The organism is Paenibacillus sp. SER-28 (assembly GCF_052906305.1).
Genome location: NZ_JBRECM010000001.1, coordinates 180,077 through 199,669, shown reverse-complemented (window position 1 = coordinate 199,669; position 19,593 = coordinate 180,077). Strand labels below are relative to the sequence as shown.

The window sequence follows — 19,593 nt, the reverse complement described above, 5'->3', positions numbered from 1 at the left end:
GAATAGAAGACAGTGGCGACAAGAGGTAACTCAAAGAACAACTACGAGGAATGGGGGACAAAACATGTGACGTATTCAAGGCGGTACGGTCCGCCGAATGCGTATGTTTTTCAATAATTATGCAATGGCTTGACTTGAAAAATACGTCGATTCCACTGATGAATCTAATTAGTTCTATCATTTTATCATTGACCTATCATGTTAGCAATTCAAAGTTTTTATGATTGTGATAATAAATCTTTTACATTACAGCTTCAACGTATCAATGCAAAAATATCTCATTTTTATGTATAAATATTCACTTTTAAAAAATAGCCTTTCCTATTCCTCTAAGGAACAGAAAAGGCTGACAAAGGAGATTTGATGAGTTTATAGACCATCAAGTATATTCCCGTAAATCAGATATCCGTATTAAAATTCGAGACTTTCGCCGGGCTTCAATGCTTTCCCTTCAATACCTTCTTTGTGCAGACGATCACAGAAGCCGTCTCCGTCCTGCTCAATACCCGGGAACGTATTGTAATGCACCGGTATTACGCGGCTTGCACGCAGCCATTTTGCTGCCAGCAGTGCATCCTCCGGTCCCATCGTATAACCATCTCCGATGGGCAATACCGCAGCATCGATGGAGTTAGTTTCGCCAATGAGACGCATATCGCCAAACAGGCCAGTATCCCCTGCATGGAAAAAGGTTTGGCCTCCCATGGTCAATAAGATCCCCGCCGGCTCTCCCATGTAAATGATTTGCCCGTCCACCGTCAAAGATGAGCTGTGGAATGCAAGCGTGAATTTCACATGGAAACCGTCAAAGTGGTGACCTCCACCCAGATTCATACCGTGAGCTTTGGCCCCCAAGGATGAACAATATTCGGCCAGTTCCGCGACCGCGATTACTGGACAATCATTGCGCTTGGCAATTTCAACAGCATCTCCAAAATGATCGGCATGACCGTGTGTCAACAGCACGGCATCCACCTGAATATCCTCGGCCTGTACGGTTGCTTTAGGATTTCCTGTCAAAAAAGGATCAATAATAATCCGTTTCCCCTCTGCCTCTACCAGTACAACTGAATGTCCATAATATGTGATTTTCATATCATCTACGCCTCCTTTGTCACTTTCATTATTTTGGTTACTTTCCTTTACCCATTATACCTCTTTTGCATACTGGCTTCACCTATACCCTAAAATTCGTTCACAAAGCTGAACCCTATTGTTTAGAAAGGGCTGTTATTTGTAGAAAGTATGATGACCGATAGTTTTCACCTTCGTACGCGAATGATGAACCGTAAGGTCCTGGGCCAACGTAAGCGACAGGAAAAAACAGGTGTTATCAGGCACGGCTTTATGGCCGTTCAAAGCAGCAGTAACCGCACGGATGCTGTCCTGGTTAGGCTGAACACGACGAAGACGCCCGTTCGCGACCGGACTAAATTGTGCTTTTTGATAAATCACTGCCTGAATCGTATCGGGAAATGGGGCTGACCGCAGCCGGTTTAAGACAACGTTGGCAACTGCCACTTTGCCTTCGTACGGTTCGCCTTCTGCTTCTGCCATCACTATTTTTTGCAGCAGGAGCAGTTCTTTAGCGGAGACAGGATAGCTCCAGGTAGACAACGCCTTGTCATCCTGCGTGAGCATTTTTGTCTTCGTAAAGTAGATGGTTGTAGGAGGGGTTAGGATTGCGGACTTGCTATGCTGGACCTCAGGCTTTTTCTTGCCTGTAGCAACGTTATTCCGAGCTTGTTCCACCTGCTTCATCTGGGAAGCGGGTAACGGAGTCGGCATGATTTCTTTCCAGCTTGACTGCCCATGAGCAGCGACAAAGATGGGGCTTGTCCTGTTTGACCCATTATGGGTCCCCATCCTGTCGCCATATGTAGGAGACGAAGAGTTCCCTGACCAGCTCAGAGATTGCATAGGTGTATTTTTATGATTTTTCTGTGTTTGCTGAACCTCAGCGTAGAGGCCTATCCCCAATATACAAACAAGCAGCACACTCAATAGAGGTGCAAACCAACGATGTTCTTTAACGATTTCCATAATGTTCCTCCCGTTAACTATAAGCACATTCCTCAGATATGTAACCTAAAATGCGCCTTTTGAATAACGCTGAAACACTATATCACTAAATTCGCTGATAGATCAAGGCTTTCACCTCATTAATGGGAATGTTTGAATTATTTGGTACATTGGTTTTTGACCCATCCGGGTTGCATATAAAACAAATTCTCCCACTTCCCATGGCTCGCTGCATCGGTCATTTGGCTGCCAAATAGACGGTGGAATAGGCTGTTCTCCTATGTACGAACGTGCTAGGGTGATATGAGGTCGATAAGGTCGCTCCTCGGGTTTAAAACCCAGCGGTTCGGTAGCCTGGAGTATGGACTGGTACAGTTGATCCAGTGAATCACGCTGCCCGGTCACTCCCCTCCACAATACACGCGGAAATTCTTCACGACCAAAAAAACCTGCTTCTCCAATGCCGAGTGTGAACGGGTCATGCTCAGCTGCAGCTTGAACTAAAACCTGCTCAAGTTTCGGTATAACCGAGGTCTCCACATCACCCAAAAACTGAAGTGTCACGTGGTAATCTCTGAAATCACTCCATTTGCGAAAAGTCAGGTCTTTTAAATCCTGCTCCACCCAATAATGTAGCTTCTTCTTATGCTCATTCGGGAGAGCAATAGCTGTAAAAAGTCTTTGCGATTCATTTTTCATCAACCTATACCTCCTTTCCTAATTGATATTTGTGGATATCTCAAAAAGTAGCTGTTTGGATTGTCCCTGATCAGGGTAAAGCCATTTGTTGTTATATATAATGACACTGCGAGCTCGTTTTTACCCTCCTTATGCAATTTTTTCGGCAATCTGTTATTCTTGAAAGGATGGTTCGCCAGAATATATTGGAAACTCCAAGGAATCAAAAATCGAGGAGGCTATGAACTATGGGAAACATTTTAAGCTTACATCAACTTACGGAAGAGCAAAAAAGACAAGTTCGTGCAACGGCTCCGGGCTACGAGTTGATTATTGGCAAAGCTCAGGAATTGGAGTCTAAACAAATCCGGGAGGCCGAGGTTATTCTAGGCTGGTCTAAGCATATTGCCGAAGAGGCATTACATCCAGACAGCAAGCTGAAGTGGATACAAACCTGGTCGGCCGGGATTGATAAGCTACCGCTTACCGAATTGGAGAAGCGTAACATTTTACTAACGAATACAAGTGGTGTGCATGCAATTCCAATTACAGAGCATATCTTTGGAATGCTGCTATCGCACACACGTTATTTACAGCAAGCAGCTGTCTTGCAACGTCAGAAAACATGGCAGCCACCGAAAGGCCAATTGACGGAATTACGTGGTAAAACGCTGTTGATTACAGGCGTTGGCGAAATTGGCCGCGAAACAGCGCGGATTGCAGAAGCCTTTGGCATGCGGGTGATCGGAGTCCGCCGTTCTGGCAAGGAAGCTCCCCATGTAGAGCACATGTATACTAACGAACAATTACACGAAGCATTGGGAGTAGCGGATATCGTGGTAAATATATTGCCATTCACCGAGGAAACCCATCACTTCTTTGACGAAAAAGCATTTGCAGCTATGCGTAAGGGTGCCTTCTTCATTAATGTAGGTCGCGGTGGCACCGTTCATACGGATGCGCTTGTACGCTCTTTGGAACAAAAGCATATTGCCTTTGCCGGACTGGATGTATTCGAGGAAGAACCGCTACCTGCTTCACATCCGCTATGGAGTCTGGACCATGTCTTGATCACACCGCATATTGCAGGCGATACGGACAAATATGCCGAACGGGCGGTGGATATTTTTCTTACTAATTTGAATGCCTATGCCGCTGATCAGGAGTTACCGCTGAATTTGGTTAACTACAAAACTCAGTATTAATACACTACTTACAGATCCAGATTTCCCGACTCATACCTGTCTTATGTATGCGGCATTGCTCCGTAAGGGTCCAGCCTGACTCGGATAACAATGTTTCCATCGGCTCCTTGCTCACGACCACTGCCCGCGCGGCCAAGCGTCTCAGACTGCGCAGCATCTTCTTTTGTTCATCAGCCGGGAGCACGGAGCACAGGTTATAGGGCATATCCAATATGGCCGCATCGTATGTGCCTTCGAGCATATTCATATCCCCGAGCTTCACTAGATCTTCTTCATATCCAAAATGACGCAAATTCACTCGTGCCCCTCGCACCGCCAACGGGTTGATATCACAACCGCGAATATCCTCCCCCATGCTCAATGCCTCAATCATTACATTGCCCATACCACAACACGGGTCTAGCAGTTTCAATGAGCCTGACTCTCCCTTTGCGGCTGTTAGATCAGTTGCTGCCAAATTCACAAGTGCCCTAGCTACCAGAACGGGTAGTCCAGTAGAATAATTTTGCGGCTTCTGACGACGCTCCTGCCACGATCTGTCGCTATACTGACACATGCCCAGTAGCCACCGTTCTCCTATCCGAATAACACCAAGGGTGATATCCGGTGTCTTCATTTGCGCCTGGCCATGAATGCGTGCACCAATTCGGCGTTCGATTCCGCGCCGCTCGTCATAGTCGGCCTCATGGTCACCTTCTTTAAGGCACAACACCTTGAAAGTCTTTCCTTCCTCAAGTTGTAACATAGAGGCTGCTTCGCATAGCTCTTCCAGTGTTCCCGCATCTGTCATTACATCCAGCCGAAGATGAATAAACGGGCTGGTACCCGGCTCCAGCCGCCGATGGGACAATAGGATGGAATCCTGCACGGGCGGCTGACCGAACAAGCATTTCAATTCCAAAAGACATAACTCACGCTCTGTTTCATGACACGCATAGGTATATATGTAGCTTGGTTTCATTTCTTCGATATTCGTTTTCTGTTTATTCATGTCATATCTCTTTTCATTTGGAATCAAGGCTAGAATTTACAGCCTCCGCTATTAGACGGTAGGAGTGAAGCCGCTGCTCATAATCGGGAATCGGTGTGACCAACAGAAACTCATCATTATCATATTTAATCTGCAAGCCGCGTAACCGTTCGGCAATATCCGACGGCGTTCCCACTAGCCAGCTGGCTCGCATTGCCGGGTCGCCCAATGAAATCTGAACAGCCCATTGCTGCGCCAGTTCATTTGTCAAGGCACATACTGCTCCTACAGCCACCATGGTACGTGGCTTGTCCATCCGGTTGGATGGCTGAAAGCTGGAGCGGTAAATGCTTAGCATTTCTTCCGTTTGCTGTTCACTCATAAACTGACCGAATACATAGCCTGTTGAATACTGGGCGGCATATTCGGCACTTTTTCGGTTTGTACCTAGCATCCACACTGCTGGCGGCTGTTCAGGCATCGGCCGGGCAAACACAGGCACCTGTTCATATTCGTAAGTACCTTCCAGCAAAGCCAATAGAGCTTCCATCGTCTGTGGCAGCTCCGCCACATGTTGAAGAAAATTACCGCTCAGTGCCATCGAAGCATGAGGTCCCCCACCAGGTGCTCTCCCCAGGCCCAATTCGACTCTGCCAGGATATAGAGCGACCAGTAGATGAAACCATTCCGCGACCTTGACTGGACTATAATGCGGGAGCAAAATAGCACCCGCACCCAGTTTAATGGTCTTCGTCACCGCCCCGATATGCGACAGCAGCACTTCCGGGCTGGAGGAAGCCAGCCCCTCCATATCATGGTGCTCCGAGGTCCAGTAGCGTGTATATCCCCATGCTTCTGCCTGTCTCGCTAGTTCACCAGCTCGTTGAACCGCTTGCTCCGGACGGTTACCGGGCAGCAACGGCACCATATCGAGCACACCGAGATTCAACCTTTTTATAGATAAAGACCGAGATTGCATAGACACATTCCTCCCTCCTGCTATCCATTACAAACCAGTTCCTTCTACTATATAGGGGAAATTTAAAGGTCAATCCAGATCATAAATGGAACCCACCTTCAGACCGTATAACTCATTATAGATTTTTTCAGCAAAAGCATCGGTCATACCTGCAATATAGTCTATGACCATATGCTCCCATGTCCAGATCGGTTTCGCCTTGGCTTGGTCGCGCTCATAGCGCTGGAGCCAGTCGCTTGGAATAATAGATTTCGACGTTTCTGGGTCCAGAAAAGCCAGCCACAGCCGTCTGAGCATCCACTCACTCCGTTTTTGCAGTCGCTGTACGCGTAGATCGCGGATCATCGTAACCCAAGCAAAGCTTTTCAACACACTCACAGTGCGCAGCATATCCAAATCTTCGCTTCCATCCCGCACGAAGGTTACCTTTTTCCAATTTCCATCATCAATTACACCCAAGCTGCTGACAAACAGGCTGACCCAGTATGCCTTCACTTCACGGCGAGTACGGGAATAATCGTGTTCACACATCGGCATCTTGCCATTCCACACCTTCAAAAATTCGCTCAGCACAGCCGCTACCTTCTGCTCAATCTGAGCCAGTTGCCAGCCTTGCCAGAAGCTATCCTCCAACGTGGTGATTTTCTCCGTAATCAGACGAATTAAATACGGATCATATAAGAAATGCTCGTGCACCTCGATTTTCCCAGCTTTAATCCCATCCTCCAGATCATGCGCAGAATAAGCGATATCGTCGCACAGGTCCATAAGCTGGGCTTCTAGCGTCTTTTTACCATCAGGGATACCCCAATCCTCGCGGATAGAACGTATGTATTCCCACTCATGCAGGTACAACCCTTTTTTGTTCAGAATCCCCGGGTATGGGTATTTGTTGATCCCCAGTAACACAGCGTCCGACAAATTCAAACCATCCACGTTCTCACGCTTCTCCAAAAACATAATCAGTCGGAAATTGTGCGCGTTCCCTTCAAAATGCTCATAAATTTGTCGCTCACGCGCATAGGCCTCCTGTCCACGCTTGGACTCCGGTGTGAAGCCTCCGGCAGAGGATATCTTTTCTACCTTTGTTTCAATCAGTTGATCCAAAATCCCGTCCAGCACCTCTTCTCCCTTGTGTCCGAACGGTGGATGCCCAAAGTCATGTGCAATGGAAGCACATTCTACCACCTCCGGGTCAATGATCAGTCCTGCGTTATCTGCCTGTTCCAGCTCTACTTCGGGATGGCGGCGCAGCAAGCTTCGTGATGCTTCACGCGCAATTTGCGCTACCTCCAAAGAATGCGTCAGTCGTGTGCGGTAATAATCGCCCGTGCCTGCGCCAAACACCTGTGATTTACCCTGCAATCGCCGGAAAGTCGGTGAATGGATCAAACGGGAGTAGTCCCGTTCATATGCGGCCCGTGAAGCGTCGCTTCGTGTCTGTTCCGCAAATTGCCGATGCTCTCTCTTGTCCTGCCATGTCATAAAGCCCACTCCCTACGTACTCAATTGGAGTGATTATACATTTTTTTCGCGCCTCAGGAAAGCTCACATGACTTTCAGCTGTAAAAGTTACTTTTAGCGCCACTGCGCAGTCGGATGGTGCTTTCTATTCCAATACAAAAAGTGTCATATAAAAAAGGTGGTCCCCAGCCATTTGCTTCAGGCCAGAAAACACCTCTTTACTCAACTTTATATACCTCATCACTTTTGCTCTAACGCTTTGCCCTCGGGTCCAATACATCCCGCAACCCGTCCCCCATCAGATTAAAGCCCAATACGGTCAGCATGATAGATATCCCCGGAAAGATAACTGTCCACGGCGCGTTCTGGATATATTGCCGCGAATCGGACAACATTTTACCCCACTCTGGCTCAGGAGGTTGTGCACCCAAGCCCAGAAATCCAAGCGCTGCCGCTTCAATGATGGCCGTTCCGATCCCCAACGTTCCCTGTACGATGATTGGTGTCAGGCTGTTAGGCAAAATATAGCGGAGGATGATTCGTGTATTATTGGCTCCAAGCGCTCTAGCAGAAGTGATATACTCCTCCGTTTTGACACTCAGCACCTTAGAGCGAACTAACCGTCCATACGTTGGCACATTGACAATGGCAATGGCGTACAACGCATTTTCCAATGAAGGCCCTAAAATGGCCACAATAGCAATGGCCAGCAAAATCCCCGGAAATGCCAGTAAAATGTCGAATAGCCGCGAAATGGCCATATCTGCCCATTTTCCGTAAAATCCTGCGATTAAACCTAAGGCTGTTCCTACAATCATTGAACCAATAACAGACAAGAAACCGACCCACAACGAGATTCTGGCTCCATACAGCGTGCGAGTCAGTAAATCTCGACCGAGATCATCCGTACCGAACCAATGCTCCGCAGAAGGAGGCTGCAAACGGCTCACCAAGTTTTGCTCTTTATAGTCAAAAGGAGCAATCCACGGCGCGATCAAAGCAATGATGACAAAGAAGATAATAATGCTCAGGCCGACGAACGCCATTTTATTGTGACGGAAAGCCCTCCATGCGTCTCTCCAAGGGCCAGTCACGACAGGCAAATGCGCCAATGTGCTGCGTGTCGTCGGTATGTTGTTGGGTTCCATTGAAAATTGTGACATCGGACAAGCTCCCCCTTGAACAATTGACGACTTGATTACTGATAACGGATACGCCGGTCGAGCACCGCGTACAGCAAATCGACAATCAGATTAATGATGACGAACAGGAACGCTATGATCAGAATTCCGCTTTGAATAACCGGATAGTCACGCGAGCTGATCGCTTCAAAAATGTACCGTCCGATGCCAGGCCAGGCAAAAATGGTTTCTGTCAGTACCGCGCCTCCCAGTAGTGATCCAGTCTGAAGACCGATGACAGTAAGTACGGGGATCGCAGCATTTTTAAGCGCATGTTTGTACACAACTTGAAAAGATGCCAGCCCCTTCGCCCGAGCCGTACGGATATAGTCCGCATCCATAACCTCCAGCATGCTGGAACGAGTAATGCGCGCAATGACCGCCATTGGAATCGTTCCAAGTGCGATACTGGGCAGGATCAAATGCTTGATGACGGTCCATACCTGATCCATACGCCCACCTATGAACGCATCAATCACGGCTAAATGTGTCACAGCTTCCACCGGATCACGGGAATTCATGCGTCCGATGGAAGGAAGCCAATGCAGTTTATTTGCAAAGATCCACTGCTCCATCAAGCCCAGCCAAAAAATCGGCATCGATACCCCGACCAGTGCAATGACCATGCTCACATAGTCAAACCAGGAATTTCGCTTCCAGGCACTCACGATGCCGGCATTCATTCCGACTACAACGGCAAAAAACATGCTTGCTACTGTCAACTCCAGTGTAGCCGCCAGATAAGGGACCATTTCCCGGGCAATCGGCTGCTTGGTGCGAATGGAATCGCCCAAGTCCCCTTGTGCCAGCTCACCTAAATAGGTCCCATATTGCTGTAACCACGGCTTATTCAGCCCCAATTGCTCACGTAGCGCCTGCTTGGACTGTTCCGTAGCCTTATCTCCCAGTATGGTTTCCGCCGGATCTCCCGGAATGGCATGAATAATGGAAAAAACGATGAGCGTCATGCCCAGTAATACAGGAATCAATATGGCCAGTCTTTTTACAATATATGAGTTCATATCCTATTCACCGCCTGCTTGCGTTTGGGCTATTCAAAATAAATATTTCCGTACGCTTCAATACCTGCCGGAGAAGGTACAAAACCCTTGAGATTCGCTTTACCTGCCATCAGCGGTGTGCTGTGAACCAATGGAATCCACGGCGCATCCTGTTTAATAATCACTTGTGCTTCCTTATACATTTCCGCACGCTTGTCCTGATCGACCTCAACCTGCGCCTTCACCAATATTTTGTGGAGTTCCTCATTCACATAAAAACTACGGTTATTGCCTGGAATCGTATCCTTGTCCAGCAATGTATAAAGGAAATTATCCGGGTCACCATTATCCCCGTTCCATCCCAGCATATACAGATCATCCTTTTTCCCCGCCTTAACATCATCCAGATACGTAGCCCATTCCGGGGATTGGATGTTTACTTTGACGCCTATTTTTTCAAAATCGGCTTGAATGGCCTCTGCCACCTTTTTGCCGTCAGGCATATAAGGACGAGATACGGGCATTGCATAGAAGGTTAAAGGCTCGGGAAGCCCGTTAGGAAAGCCCGCTTCCGCCAGCAAAGATTTAGCCTTATCCAGATCATAGGCGTAATCCTGAATACTATCGTTGTACCCCCATAACGTAGGTGGCATCGGATTGACCGCAGGCTTAGCCTGCCCTGCAAACAATGCATCAATAATAGCCTGCTTGTTCACTGCGTGATTCAGTGCCTGCCGCACCTTGGGATTATTGAATGTTTTTTTCTTTAAATTAAAGCCAATGTACGCCACATTAAAGGAGGGACGTTCAATTTTCACCAAATCGCTATTGCCGTCTAACTGCTTTGCATCATCCGGGTTCAAATCCTCCATCAGGTCAATTTCCCCGTTTTGCAGAGCATTAAATCGTGCGGTATTGTCGGGTATGGAGCGAACAATGATCTTAGCCAGCTTCGGCTGCCCCTCTTTCCAATAGTTTGGATTCTTCTCCAGCGTGATGGTATCGTTCCGTTTCCATTCCTTAAATACAAAAGGCCCCGTGCCGACCGGATTACTCTTGAAATCAGCCTTTTTCTCCTGAATAGCCTTGGGACTTGAAATACTAAAGGATGGCATAGCGATATTTTGTAAAAACGGCGCCTGCGGCTTGTTTAGTGTAAACTGGACGCTGTTCGCATCTACCGCTTTAACCTCCTTAATCACCCTACTTCCTTCAGGACCGAACATAGAATCATAATAGTCAAACGAGTCACCTTCAAATTTGTATGGACTTTTCGGATCAGCCCAGCGGTCAAAGTTAAACACAACCGCTTCTGCGTTAAAGTCACTTCCGTCATGGAATTTCACACCCTGACGCAGCTTGAACGTATAGACCAGTCCATCCGGTGATACTTCCCAGCTCTCTGCAAGCCCTGGTTGGATCTCCGTTGTATTTTCCTTATATTCCAGCAGTGTGTCGAACACTTGCATTCCGATTTTTAGCGACTCGCTTTCAGTCACAATGGCAGGATCTAGCGCCACGGAATCTCCGCCGCGTCCATAAATGAGCGTGTCCTGCACGCCCTCTCCTGCTCCGCTTGGTGTTTTCCCTGCCTCTGGCTTTGCTCCTTCACCTGATCCCCCACAACCGGAAAGCGTCAAAACAGCTCCTAGCGCAAGCACCAGCAGAACGGTCCAGATTTTGTGTTTTGCATACTTTTTGCTCATGCAGCAAACCCCTTTCACACCTTATATATTGTTAATTCGTTGATACCGGATGAATGCCAATTCCTTTAGATTGACATGACAAGCTTGTCCTCAAGCTGTGGTCCCAAATTCCGAGTTCATCAAATAGGTGTAGTAGGACAGAAGTGTTCATAATCTAGTGGTGTAAGAGATGCTGTAGGGTAATGAATAGATGTGATGTAATAAATAGAAAGAGGAGTATGTCAGGTCGTGGTGAAAGTGTGATATATACTCACAAATAGTGAATATTATGCTCAAACAAAGTTGATTATTGGATACTTTACTATAAAATCTGGAAGCAGACAAGGGGGTTTTTCATACATTACCATATGTTTTTATACATCATGTCAATTAATATTACAAACCAATTTACACAATCATATCAAATAAATACTCCTGCTTGGGGTCTTCAACCTCCAAGCAGGAGCATGATCTTACCTCAAAAATGTATTCAGCACCAAACCTACAGTCACGGCTTGGGCTCCTTTTACGATAGAGAAATGATCTCCAGGCACTTTATGCGTGAACATTTCCCCCTTACAATACAATTCCCATCCTTTATATCCTAATTCCCAGGTATGTTCTGAAATAAACAAACAGACAGGGGCCTTTACAGCTCGATCGGGCTGGTAGACATGCTGCATTTTCACCCAATGATTCACACTTTTAAAGCGTTCGAGTTCAGCTTATGTAAAAATCATGTAGAACATTACTTTACAATAAGTGCAGGCGGCTGCCTTTGAACCGCCTGTCAATTTACGTTTCAGGTGTATGGCTTGGTTCACATGAAAATAATCCCTTCCGGGCATAAGATTTGCAAAAGATCATTTATTTTTTTTAAACACACCCAGACGGTTCAGTACGACCAGTAAGCGATAAAAATCGTAACTGCTTGGCAGTTTCGCATCCACAATCGGGCTTGCCGGATTAAATGCAACAGCGGCAGCCATCGCTTCCTTCGCCCAGGTCGGTACAGGCATAGCCTGACGCCCCTCCAATTCAGCTACCCGCTGATCCACCTTTTTAATATATGCGCTTTGTTCATTCAACGTCTGCTTGAGCACATCTTTGCTGTTTTCAAGAGCGACAACCTGCTGCTGCAGGGCCTTAAATGCCGCTTTTTCCTCTGCTGTCATTGGCTCATCCCCCTCTTCTCCTGCAAATGCTTGGCGTAGCTCGGCCTCTGTTCCGGCGTATACATTCAGGTCAACCGGCCCTTGAATTCCATCAACCCGTCCACTATCGCTGTATTGCCAAAAGTCCCAGTTCTTCCATGCTGTGGTGTCGCCGGGCACCCGTGTACTATAACGTGCAATCCACAGCTTATAACTATCCAATGGCGCTTTGAAATGGGCAGCAAAAGCATTCCCTGTATATACCATCAGCTTGCGGCCGCTTACCCGTTCAAATTCCGTTACAAATGCCAGCGCAATCTCATGAATCGCGGCCGAGCTAAGCCCTCCCGGATTATTTTCATAATCCATCACCGCTGGCAAGTCCAGCGCTTTCGCACCACCCACCTGATCCAGCACCTCGGCGAAATGCCTGGCTTCCGCTTTTGCTGCATTTACAGTGGTTGCATCTACAAAATGGTAAGCTCCCAACAGAACCCCGGCTGCCTTGATCCCTTTTGCATTCGTGATAAATGTCGGATCGACGTAACGCTGTCCTTGACTCGCTTTAATAAATGCAAACGATTTACCATCGGCTCGTACACGTTTCCAATCAATCGTTCCCTGATATCGGGACACGTCAATGCCTTCGGCAGCGTTAGGGCTGCGATTCTGCATAAGGCGTTCCCTCCTTATCATTCATAATGTTGTAGCTCACTCTGTCTCTGTTATCCATATGCTTGGACCATCCATACGGTCTGGGCTTTTCCACTCTTACACCGAAAAAAGGGCAAAAAGGTAGTCTGCCTATTTTGTAGTGGCCACTGGTGGCACTTTTATGAAGCTTTATTTTCTTTGTCGGAAGGGTCGGTTGGCTTTATTTTTTCTCCACTCGACTTGGACTCAAAAATAGCTACCGCATTCCGCAAAATATCCGGCATCGGCACTCCCATTCTGCCCACATTTTCAATAATGGACAACAGCTCGTTCGCTAAATAAAAGAAAACGACGGCATCCCGGAAGTAATGTGCATCCCCGAGAATACCGTCGATTAGATGAGCTACCGTAATGAGCAAAAACACGGTAACCTTGCGAAAAATACCGTAATACCCCTGGCGGCTTTTTAGTTCCCCATTAATCCAGGCCGCTGCCCATCCGGTGAAAAAGTCGATCACGACCATCCACCACAGCAACGTCAACATTGTGGTCCACCCCCCAAAAAAATAACCGATCAAGGTCCCCGTGGAAAACCCCAGCCAAATCTGATCGATCTTTTCATGCATGTTTGTTCCCCCTTTTGAACCTAGGTGTAAAATGAATGCCCTTGGACTGATCCAAGGGCATAAAAAAACACGCTCTGTGTGGCATCATTTAGTTGTTACTTAGCTCTGTCCTTATTCGAAAGCATACCATTGATAAGCTTGTATTTTAACATTGTTAGATATATAAACGGTTGCACTGATATTAAGATTAAACCCACCCGGTACTCCTGAATAAGAAACAGAAGCATCTGCACCTCTATAAGTGCGAATACCTGCAAGATTGCTAATATAACCGTTATAATCACTAGTACTACTGGAAATTGATATGTTAACCAATACAATGCTAGGTGTAAACGACAATCCTGAGACTGCTAACGATAACAAGGGATTCGTAGATGTTGCGGATACCTGACCATTAAAATTCCCGCTTGCAGATTTTTTGGTAGATAATCCACTTATTGCTTCCGCTAACTGATCTCCGGTCATACCAGAGTTGGCGCTGCCGCCTTTGCCAGTGATAGCGTTAGCGACCTTTGATTTAAGATCACTGGCTTGCGTAAAAGCCTGGTCTGCCCGACTGTAAGCTTCATTCGCTCGATCATTAGCTGCCTTTACCGCGCTCGGAGTAGCTGCCTGATCTATGGCTGTGCTTCCGGTAGATGTATTAAGCTGCACAATCCCCCTCGCCTGTGTTGATGCTGAAGGCAAATCCGATGCTAGATGACTATGTTGCTTAGGAGCAGCGTACTGATCTGTATACTTCTTGGCATTCCCCTCTGCTGCACTCCATGCTGCTTGCTTGGCTACTGTAACATGGAGGTCTGTATTGCTGGCGTGATTGTCCAACGCTTCCTTGGAAGCAACACCGTTCCCAGCCGGGTCCTTTTTGATATTTTCAACCTGTGCGGCCAATTCCTGATCGTTAGCATAAAGGGTATCAATCGGTCCATTCAGGACGTCCGCATGTCCTTGGTCGGTAGTAACAAATCTGCGTGGTTGTTGTATGCTCATACTTTTTATCCTCCTTAATAGATGTCATCAATTTCAAAAACAAATTCCATATCACTATCCTTGATCTTATTGCTCATTGTACGGATAGCCGTCAGCTTCCCCGCTGAATCTACCAAAGCCAGCTCATTAATCGTCTCACCCGCCAATTCATTTTCTGCCAGTGAGCAAGTATATCGAATTGTTGCAGGAGCAATAAATTCAAAGCTCGTAATATCCTTTTGAACCAGTTCCTTTTTCAACACCTGTTCTGTTCCATCCAAAGGCAGTGGCTTCCCTGCTTGATCCACACCTCCGCTACCAAACGACATTTTCACTACTTTTGTCAGCGTTCCTCCCTCAGCGCGGGCACGAGCCATTTGTTCCCTTGCATATGCAGTCGTGACTGTCAAAACTTGTTCTGCCATACTTACCATCCTTTCTATTTTAAAAATAAAAGTTATATTGGTTTAGATTGAAATAACTTTCTCGGTTGAGCTTAACATCTGACTACCGTCCAGCTCCATACTTCCATCTAACTTCCAATAATGGTCTCGAATTTTCATTCTGCCTTCCTGATGATGATCCACTCGATGCTTGAAGACAAATTTCGAACGGTTCAAATAGCGCATAGGTTCCTCTGTCCACCCGGACAAAGAAGCTATTCCGTTCAGTAACTCGACACCATCTAAATACCATGGCTTCCCACCAAAAAAGCGAACTCTTGAACGTAATCGAATACGATAAACCATTTCATTCTCATGAAGAAATGCAAGCCTAGTTTTGTTATTCATATAAAAAGCAAGATGAGCAGGCTTAATATCCTCGATGATCTTTTTGAAATCAATCATATTTTCAGGGATTCTATTTTCAAAGTTTATACCAAACTTGTACTCAGCCGGATAAAAATCTACTTCCCCATCGACACCAAATGAGCTCATGATTTTCCGTATTAAATCCCCTGAAAATTTGCCACTCCCACGAAGTTTTGACTCCACAACGGATCGCCTCTGTTCCAGCGGCTTTTCCAAATGGATCGGGATACTCAACTCCATTTCCCAGCGTTCAAGCCCCCAAGTGGCGGAGCGAACAAAAAACTGGGCTAACGTGTCATCTAGCGCAAGGTATAGAGCATCTAGTTCGCTACCCTTTGCATCCATATCGACGTGCATAACACGGGATGCTTCGTAATAGGCAGGAAGATAGGAAAATAGCTCCGGTCCCCGCGAACTGAACATTCGTTTACTAAAATCATCCGTTACATCTTGGATAACAGATTCTTTTTTTTCGTCAATATCCATCCATACTCACCATCCCCAGTTCTACCTCCTGACCGAATTGAATCGTTATAAAAGGATTGCTTTGTCTGTTCATTTTCAGCTTGGAGAAACCCATTATAATCAGATCCGTTCTTCCATACATGCTCGCTCCTCCTTTGAGTACAGGCATTTTTGCTCTCTGCTCTATACCGTTTTTTTACGAAAAATAGAGCTATACCATTTAACCGGTTCTCGCTGTGCACTGGAAACCTCCATAGATGACGTTTCCTCTACGTTATCCAAAACCAGATCAGAACGCTGAGATAAAATCATTCCCTTCACTTGTTTACGTTGTTTTTCATCTAAAGCGTAGCTTCCAATGATAGCTGCTATATTACCTTCTCCCCTATCATAGCGGGTAACACAAGCATAAGCACAAATACGTAATTGAGTCTCTGTTAAAGCAGTCATAGTTATGACTTCACCTCTTTTTAAATAAGAATTTTGCGTCTAAACAGGAGTCAGTACATGGTTATTTTCCTGTGTTACCAAGCATGAGCTGGGTCAGCGTTACTTCGAGATCTGCAATACGCTGCTTCAATTGATCTGTCTCACTTGGTTGTTGCTCTGCTTTTTGTGTCAGTTCCTTAATCGCTTCCTCACTCAATCCTTCACTCCAAAATGTCGTCGGGTCTCTTCGTTCTGGAGTCGAAAAAGCCGGAGCAGAATATATAGGTTCGTCTCCACGTTCGTTTTCCAGCTTGTTTTGCCATTCAACATGCAACTTCTGAAATGAAGCTTGCGATTCCTTACTAATTTTCTCGTACTTCTTTTGTGCCTCAATCAGAGTTTCGTTATATTCTGCTTCATAGGTCAACCAGCCTTGAATATCAAACAGAGGATGATATAAGCCCGGTGGAACTGGAATACCAACCGTATAGCCAGCAGGGCTGGTTTCTGTATTCTCTTCATCAATGGCACTCGATTTATCGGTAGTACGCATATAGATGTCTTGTTGCTGGTCTGTGTCAGATAGTATGAGTGAAGATGGAGCATAAAAAGGGACGATACCCGAAAAGGCATCGTCCACTAGCTTGTCCTCCAGATAGAGGCCATCTGTATTTACTTTAGGTACTGCTTTCATATATTATCCTCCTTAAACTTCTGCTATAAATTGAACGGCATCTAAACGTATCCAACCATAGCCCCCTCTGCCTACTACTTCAACACGTCCGTCAGAGGATATTGCAATTACGGCAGTTTTGTCAGCGGACACCGCATCAGATGCTGCGCAGGTTAATACCGTTAGTATTTTTGGCCTGTATCCTTCCGGCAACCTAAAACATGTAACGGTTGCATTAGAAGTCGGTACCTTTATTGACCCGTGCATCTTAATAAGATTATCTGACATTTTAAGGTACTGAGGCCACATATCCACTGAGGATGTTTCTGCTGTAACGCCATTAAGCAACGTGGGTGTAATCCAGGAAGGGCTATCCTTGTCCGCCTTTTTGTTCTCCACCACAGACAGGCGCAAATTTGCTTGTTGCACACAGTCTATCAAATCCAACAGCAGTGTCTTTTCGTTAGCTGCGTAGATTCCTGTGAACGGCACAACGGGTGAGAGACCAACCATAAAGTACGTGACACTGTAGGCCGATACTCTGTCGCTATCCGATGCATTCAAAAGTTGCGATAACGTACCTGCACTCGTGATCCATCCGACGCCCTTAGTCCATCTTGTGTCTAAGACCCCATCTTTGTATACCGTCAACGGTTGTATAGACCTGTTCCTGAGCAAGCGCGCGCTAAAGCTGGCGTTATTTATGTTCATCCTGTTGCCGAACATAGTTCCTGTCTCCATAAATACGTCGGCAGGCTCGCGCAACACAATTCCCGTACCTACTTCAACCTGATTGTCTCCCGCAACGAACGTTAGTTGCCCTTCGGATATGATAGGCTCTGCTGTAGGCGTTGCGAGTTTGTATACGAGTTGGTATGCCGACCAATTTCCATATCTTACGTACGACAAGGATGTTATCGCTGTTGTCGGCAAAGTAGTTACGTACAGCGTTGCTGCGGTCCCGTTCGAATCGTAGATAGAATCAAGCGGACACCACGCCTTCCCTACTGCCTCATTGTTAAACGGCTTACTAACGTCTCCTTGACCAGCCAAATACATCTTCCAGCCCATAAAATACGCCTTTATTTCGTCTGTTGTAGGTGTGTAGTTATCTCCCCATCCACTGTCTGCGCTAGAAATGGACAGACCCACAACACCAGATTCTGGGCTAAGGTGGGATTGATCCGGCCCGCTTAACGGGAAAACATGCTGAACCAACTTACCGTCAAACTTTGTTATCCTCTCACTGTCAACCATTCCATTAGTGGCAGGTATCCGCACAACTTTGTAGCCTGCGGCTGAATCGAAGTAACCCCAGGGTAGCGAGCCGTCAAGCGTCATACTGTGCCAACGTTTGCTTTTATAATATTGCCCATCACGTTCAAACACTGTATCAGCATTAGCCCCTGTAACTGGATCGGCGTACAGGTCTGTTTGCAGTGCCAGCATGGAGTCTTCATGCTGCTTGAATGGTTTGGCAATACTGCCGATGTTGAACATAAAGTCTGAAATCGTTACTTCGGCAGTGGATGTGCCCAACAAGCGGATCACTACACCTTTAGTACCTGCCGGAACTGTGAATGTATAAGATATAATTCCACTACCTGTTACATTACCGATAACCGCAGTCTCGTTTTGCATATTTACATGTATTCTACCCGTTGCTCCACTCGACTGAGCGGAAACCGTGTAAGCCTGACCCGGAACTAATGGGTAGATGGAAGATATCATTATATTCGAAGAAGAAACAACAACATTTCGATTATCTTTAATAAGAGGTGTTCCGACCGTAGCGTCCCAAGAATAAAAAGAGTGTGGGGCCAAATTCTCCCCGTACCGGACCGCGTATGGATTACGCACAGGCATTACACTATCTACATAAGGATATTTGTTGTCAATTTGATCGTCGGTCATCGTTGCTAATGCTGCATATTCTGCTGCAGAAATCTCATAGATACGCGCAGCCTCAAAATAAGAATACTGTCCTACAGTACCCTGTGTTACCAAATCTATGTTAGTAATAATATCGCTGGTAGGTGCCAGCCTAAACCAAGCCGTAGCAAAGTTAGTCTTATCCGTAACTACAACTTTCGATTCTACCAGAGCATTCGGAGCCGAGATTCCTGCATCTATAGCGTTACCTACTTTAGCTCTTACAATTGCAACATAGTATTTCCCAGCTAAAAATTTAAAATTACTATAAAACCCCACTCCAACGGTATATCCAGGCTTGATCGTTACTTTTAACGAATTAGGCATTGTCCCTTTATTCAAAGTATCTAGCGCTATATCAGCTTGATACGGTGTTACCACCCTTAAGCTACTCAAATTCCCCCATCTTCCCAACAAATTCACCAACGTACGCCCGCTCATCCCCGTCAGCGAAAACGGCGATGCCTTTTCCGCATGAACAATTTGCACCCCGGGTTCGAGAGTCACCGCCTTACGCTCCGTCGTATCCAGACGCTTCTTGATCTCATTCACACCATCATTCACGTCACCTGCGAAATCGTCTACAGCGCGCCAGTTTTGATCCAAATACTTCTCCAGGTCAAAATACGTGGTTTTGGGCGATGTGCGGTCAATTTGATTTAAGCCAAGATTTGGTGTCTTTTCGCTTGCCATG

19 protein-coding genes are annotated in these 19,593 nt (G+C 46.3%); 1 reads left to right on the top strand and 18 read right to left on the bottom strand.

The annotated features are described in order from the left end of the window. Nucleotides 1–411 precede the first annotated feature (411 nt). The 3 genes from ACUYLD_RS00890 to thpR all read right to left on the bottom strand — a co-directional run bounded on the left by ACUYLD_RS00890 (nucleotide 412) and on the right by thpR (nucleotide 2,721). Nucleotides 412–1,095, bottom strand: a complete 684-nt coding sequence (locus ACUYLD_RS00890; RefSeq protein WP_069291322.1) for a metal-dependent hydrolase — start codon at nucleotides 1,093–1,095, stop codon at nucleotides 412–414. Between the two features lie 135 nt (nucleotides 1,096–1,230). Then, nucleotides 1,231–2,043 (bottom strand): cell wall hydrolase, encoded by an 813-nt coding sequence (locus ACUYLD_RS00885; RefSeq protein ID WP_061830285.1) that lies wholly within the window; start codon nucleotides 2,041–2,043, stop codon nucleotides 1,231–1,233. A 111-nt stretch (nucleotides 2,044–2,154) separates the two neighbouring features. Further along, the gene (gene thpR / locus ACUYLD_RS00880; RefSeq protein WP_446674248.1) at nucleotides 2,155–2,721 is read right to left on the bottom strand and encodes an RNA 2',3'-cyclic phosphodiesterase; all 567 of its coding nucleotides are present in this window, start codon (nucleotides 2,719–2,721) and stop codon (nucleotides 2,155–2,157) included. 227 nt (nucleotides 2,722–2,948) lie between these two features. Here thpR and ACUYLD_RS00875 point away from each other — a divergent pair, with 227 nt between their 5' ends. Then, the gene (locus tag ACUYLD_RS00875) at nucleotides 2,949–3,905 is read left to right on the top strand and encodes a D-2-hydroxyacid dehydrogenase (protein ID WP_446674247.1); all 957 of its coding nucleotides are present in this window, start codon (nucleotides 2,949–2,951) and stop codon (nucleotides 3,903–3,905) included. 4 nt (nucleotides 3,906–3,909) lie between these two features. Here ACUYLD_RS00875 and ACUYLD_RS00870 read toward each other — a convergent pair whose 3' ends face one another. The 15 genes from ACUYLD_RS00870 to ACUYLD_RS00800 all read right to left on the bottom strand — a co-directional run bounded on the left by ACUYLD_RS00870 (nucleotide 3,910) and on the right by ACUYLD_RS00800 (nucleotide 19,592). Continuing rightward, nucleotides 3,910–4,896, bottom strand: a complete 987-nt coding sequence (locus tag ACUYLD_RS00870; protein WP_446674246.1) for an RNA methyltransferase — start codon at nucleotides 4,894–4,896, stop codon at nucleotides 3,910–3,912. A gap of 13 nt (nucleotides 4,897–4,909) precedes the next feature. Further along, nucleotides 4,910–5,854 carry an MsnO8 family LLM class oxidoreductase gene (locus ACUYLD_RS00865; protein WP_446674564.1) on the bottom strand — a complete coding sequence of 315 codons (945 nt, stop codon included), beginning with the start codon at nucleotides 5,852–5,854 and terminating at the stop codon, nucleotides 4,910–4,912. A gap of 69 nt (nucleotides 5,855–5,923) precedes the next feature. Then, a complete protein-coding gene (locus ACUYLD_RS00860) occupies nucleotides 5,924–7,339 on the bottom strand; it encodes a deoxyguanosinetriphosphate triphosphohydrolase family protein (protein ID WP_061830290.1) in 1,416 nt (471 codons plus the stop codon). Nucleotides 7,340–7,569: 230 nt separating this feature from the next. Next, complete coding sequence (gene nikC, locus ACUYLD_RS00855; protein WP_103048940.1) at nucleotides 7,570–8,481, bottom strand: nickel transporter permease; 912 nt, start codon at nucleotides 8,479–8,481, stop codon at nucleotides 7,570–7,572. 35 nt (nucleotides 8,482–8,516) lie between these two features. After that, the gene (locus tag ACUYLD_RS00850; protein ID WP_069291317.1) at nucleotides 8,517–9,521 is read right to left on the bottom strand and encodes an ABC transporter permease; all 1,005 of its coding nucleotides are present in this window, start codon (nucleotides 9,519–9,521) and stop codon (nucleotides 8,517–8,519) included. Nucleotides 9,522–9,550: 29 nt separating this feature from the next. Continuing rightward, nucleotides 9,551–11,206, bottom strand: a complete 1,656-nt coding sequence (locus ACUYLD_RS00845; RefSeq protein ID WP_446674245.1) for an ABC transporter substrate-binding protein — start codon at nucleotides 11,204–11,206, stop codon at nucleotides 9,551–9,553. 842 nt (nucleotides 11,207–12,048) lie between these two features. Continuing rightward, nucleotides 12,049–13,014, bottom strand: coding sequence for a glycoside hydrolase family 25 protein (locus tag ACUYLD_RS00840; protein WP_061830294.1), 966 nt, complete (start codon nucleotides 13,012–13,014; stop codon nucleotides 12,049–12,051). A gap of 158 nt (nucleotides 13,015–13,172) precedes the next feature. Continuing rightward, nucleotides 13,173–13,619, bottom strand: coding sequence for a phage holin family protein (locus ACUYLD_RS00835; RefSeq protein ID WP_040101929.1), 447 nt, complete (start codon nucleotides 13,617–13,619; stop codon nucleotides 13,173–13,175). Between the two features lie 111 nt (nucleotides 13,620–13,730). Beyond that, nucleotides 13,731–14,609 (bottom strand): tail fiber protein, encoded by an 879-nt coding sequence (locus ACUYLD_RS00830; RefSeq protein WP_446674244.1) that lies wholly within the window; start codon nucleotides 14,607–14,609, stop codon nucleotides 13,731–13,733. Between the two features lie 14 nt (nucleotides 14,610–14,623). Continuing rightward, entirely contained in the window at nucleotides 14,624–15,013 is a 390-nt protein-coding gene (locus tag ACUYLD_RS00825) for a phage tail-collar fiber domain-containing protein (RefSeq protein WP_061830296.1), read from the bottom strand. Nucleotides 15,014–15,055: 42 nt separating this feature from the next. After that, nucleotides 15,056–15,823 (bottom strand): putative phage tail protein, encoded by a 768-nt coding sequence (locus ACUYLD_RS00820; protein WP_446674563.1) that lies wholly within the window; start codon nucleotides 15,821–15,823, stop codon nucleotides 15,056–15,058. A 52-nt stretch (nucleotides 15,824–15,875) separates the two neighbouring features. Beyond that, nucleotides 15,876–16,007, bottom strand: coding sequence for a hypothetical protein (locus ACUYLD_RS00815; RefSeq protein WP_446674243.1), 132 nt, complete (start codon nucleotides 16,005–16,007; stop codon nucleotides 15,876–15,878). 41 nt (nucleotides 16,008–16,048) lie between these two features. Then, the gene (locus tag ACUYLD_RS00810) at nucleotides 16,049–16,315 is read right to left on the bottom strand and encodes a hypothetical protein (RefSeq protein ID WP_446674242.1); all 267 of its coding nucleotides are present in this window, start codon (nucleotides 16,313–16,315) and stop codon (nucleotides 16,049–16,051) included. Between the two features lie 61 nt (nucleotides 16,316–16,376). Beyond that, entirely contained in the window at nucleotides 16,377–16,988 is a 612-nt protein-coding gene (locus tag ACUYLD_RS00805; RefSeq protein WP_250267646.1) for a hypothetical protein, read from the bottom strand. A gap of 12 nt (nucleotides 16,989–17,000) precedes the next feature. Next, the gene (locus ACUYLD_RS00800; RefSeq protein ID WP_446674241.1) at nucleotides 17,001–19,592 is read right to left on the bottom strand and encodes a hypothetical protein; all 2,592 of its coding nucleotides are present in this window, start codon (nucleotides 19,590–19,592) and stop codon (nucleotides 17,001–17,003) included. Nucleotide 19,593: the final 1 nt, after the last annotated feature.

What these genes read in the sequence shown, in the direction of transcription:
- thpR (WP_446674248.1), bottom strand. Translation starts at nt 2,721, where the DNA reads ATGAAAAATGAATCGCAAAGACTTTTTACAGCTATTGCTCTCCCGAAT.
- ACUYLD_RS00805 (WP_250267646.1), bottom strand. Translation starts at nt 16,988, where the DNA reads ATGAAAGCAGTACCTAAAGTAAATACAGATGGCCTCTATCTGGAGGAC.
- ACUYLD_RS00815 (WP_446674243.1), bottom strand. Translation starts at nt 16,007, where the DNA reads ATGTATGGAAGAACGGATCTGATTATAATGGGTTTCTCCAAGCTGAAA.
- ACUYLD_RS00870 (WP_446674246.1), bottom strand. Translation starts at nt 4,896, where the DNA reads ATGAATAAACAGAAAACGAATATCGAAGAAATGAAACCAAGCTACATA.
- ACUYLD_RS00885 (WP_061830285.1), bottom strand. Translation starts at nt 2,043, where the DNA reads ATGGAAATCGTTAAAGAACATCGTTGGTTTGCACCTCTATTGAGTGTG.
- ACUYLD_RS00860 (WP_061830290.1), bottom strand. Translation starts at nt 7,339, where the DNA reads ATGACATGGCAGGACAAGAGAGAGCATCGGCAATTTGCGGAACAGACA.
- ACUYLD_RS00865 (WP_446674564.1), bottom strand. Translation starts at nt 5,854, where the DNA reads ATGCAATCTCGGTCTTTATCTATAAAAAGGTTGAATCTCGGTGTGCTC.
- ACUYLD_RS00875 (WP_446674247.1), top strand. Translation starts at nt 2,949, where the DNA reads ATGGGAAACATTTTAAGCTTACATCAACTTACGGAAGAGCAAAAAAGA.
- ACUYLD_RS00845 (WP_446674245.1), bottom strand. Translation starts at nt 11,206, where the DNA reads ATGAGCAAAAAGTATGCAAAACACAAAATCTGGACCGTTCTGCTGGTG.
- ACUYLD_RS00825 (WP_061830296.1), bottom strand. Translation starts at nt 15,013, where the DNA reads ATGGCAGAACAAGTTTTGACAGTCACGACTGCATATGCAAGGGAACAA.
- ACUYLD_RS00840 (WP_061830294.1), bottom strand. Translation starts at nt 13,014, where the DNA reads ATGCAGAATCGCAGCCCTAACGCTGCCGAAGGCATTGACGTGTCCCGA.
- ACUYLD_RS00850 (WP_069291317.1), bottom strand. Translation starts at nt 9,521, where the DNA reads ATGAACTCATATATTGTAAAAAGACTGGCCATATTGATTCCTGTATTA.
- ACUYLD_RS00890 (WP_069291322.1), bottom strand. Translation starts at nt 1,095, where the DNA reads ATGAAAATCACATATTATGGACATTCAGTTGTACTGGTAGAGGCAGAG.
- ACUYLD_RS00810 (WP_446674242.1), bottom strand. Translation starts at nt 16,315, where the DNA reads ATGACTGCTTTAACAGAGACTCAATTACGTATTTGTGCTTATGCTTGT.
- nikC (WP_103048940.1), bottom strand. Translation starts at nt 8,481, where the DNA reads ATGTCACAATTTTCAATGGAACCCAACAACATACCGACGACACGCAGC.
- ACUYLD_RS00820 (WP_446674563.1), bottom strand. Translation starts at nt 15,823, where the DNA reads ATGTTCAGTTCGCGGGGACCGGAGCTATTTTCCTATCTTCCTGCCTAT.
- ACUYLD_RS00800 (WP_446674241.1), bottom strand. Translation starts at nt 19,592, where the DNA reads ATGGCAAGCGAAAAGACACCAAATCTTGGCTTAAATCAAATTGACCGC.
- ACUYLD_RS00835 (WP_040101929.1), bottom strand. Translation starts at nt 13,619, where the DNA reads ATGCATGAAAAGATCGATCAGATTTGGCTGGGGTTTTCCACGGGGACC.
- ACUYLD_RS00830 (WP_446674244.1), bottom strand. Translation starts at nt 14,609, where the DNA reads ATGAGCATACAACAACCACGCAGATTTGTTACTACCGACCAAGGACAT.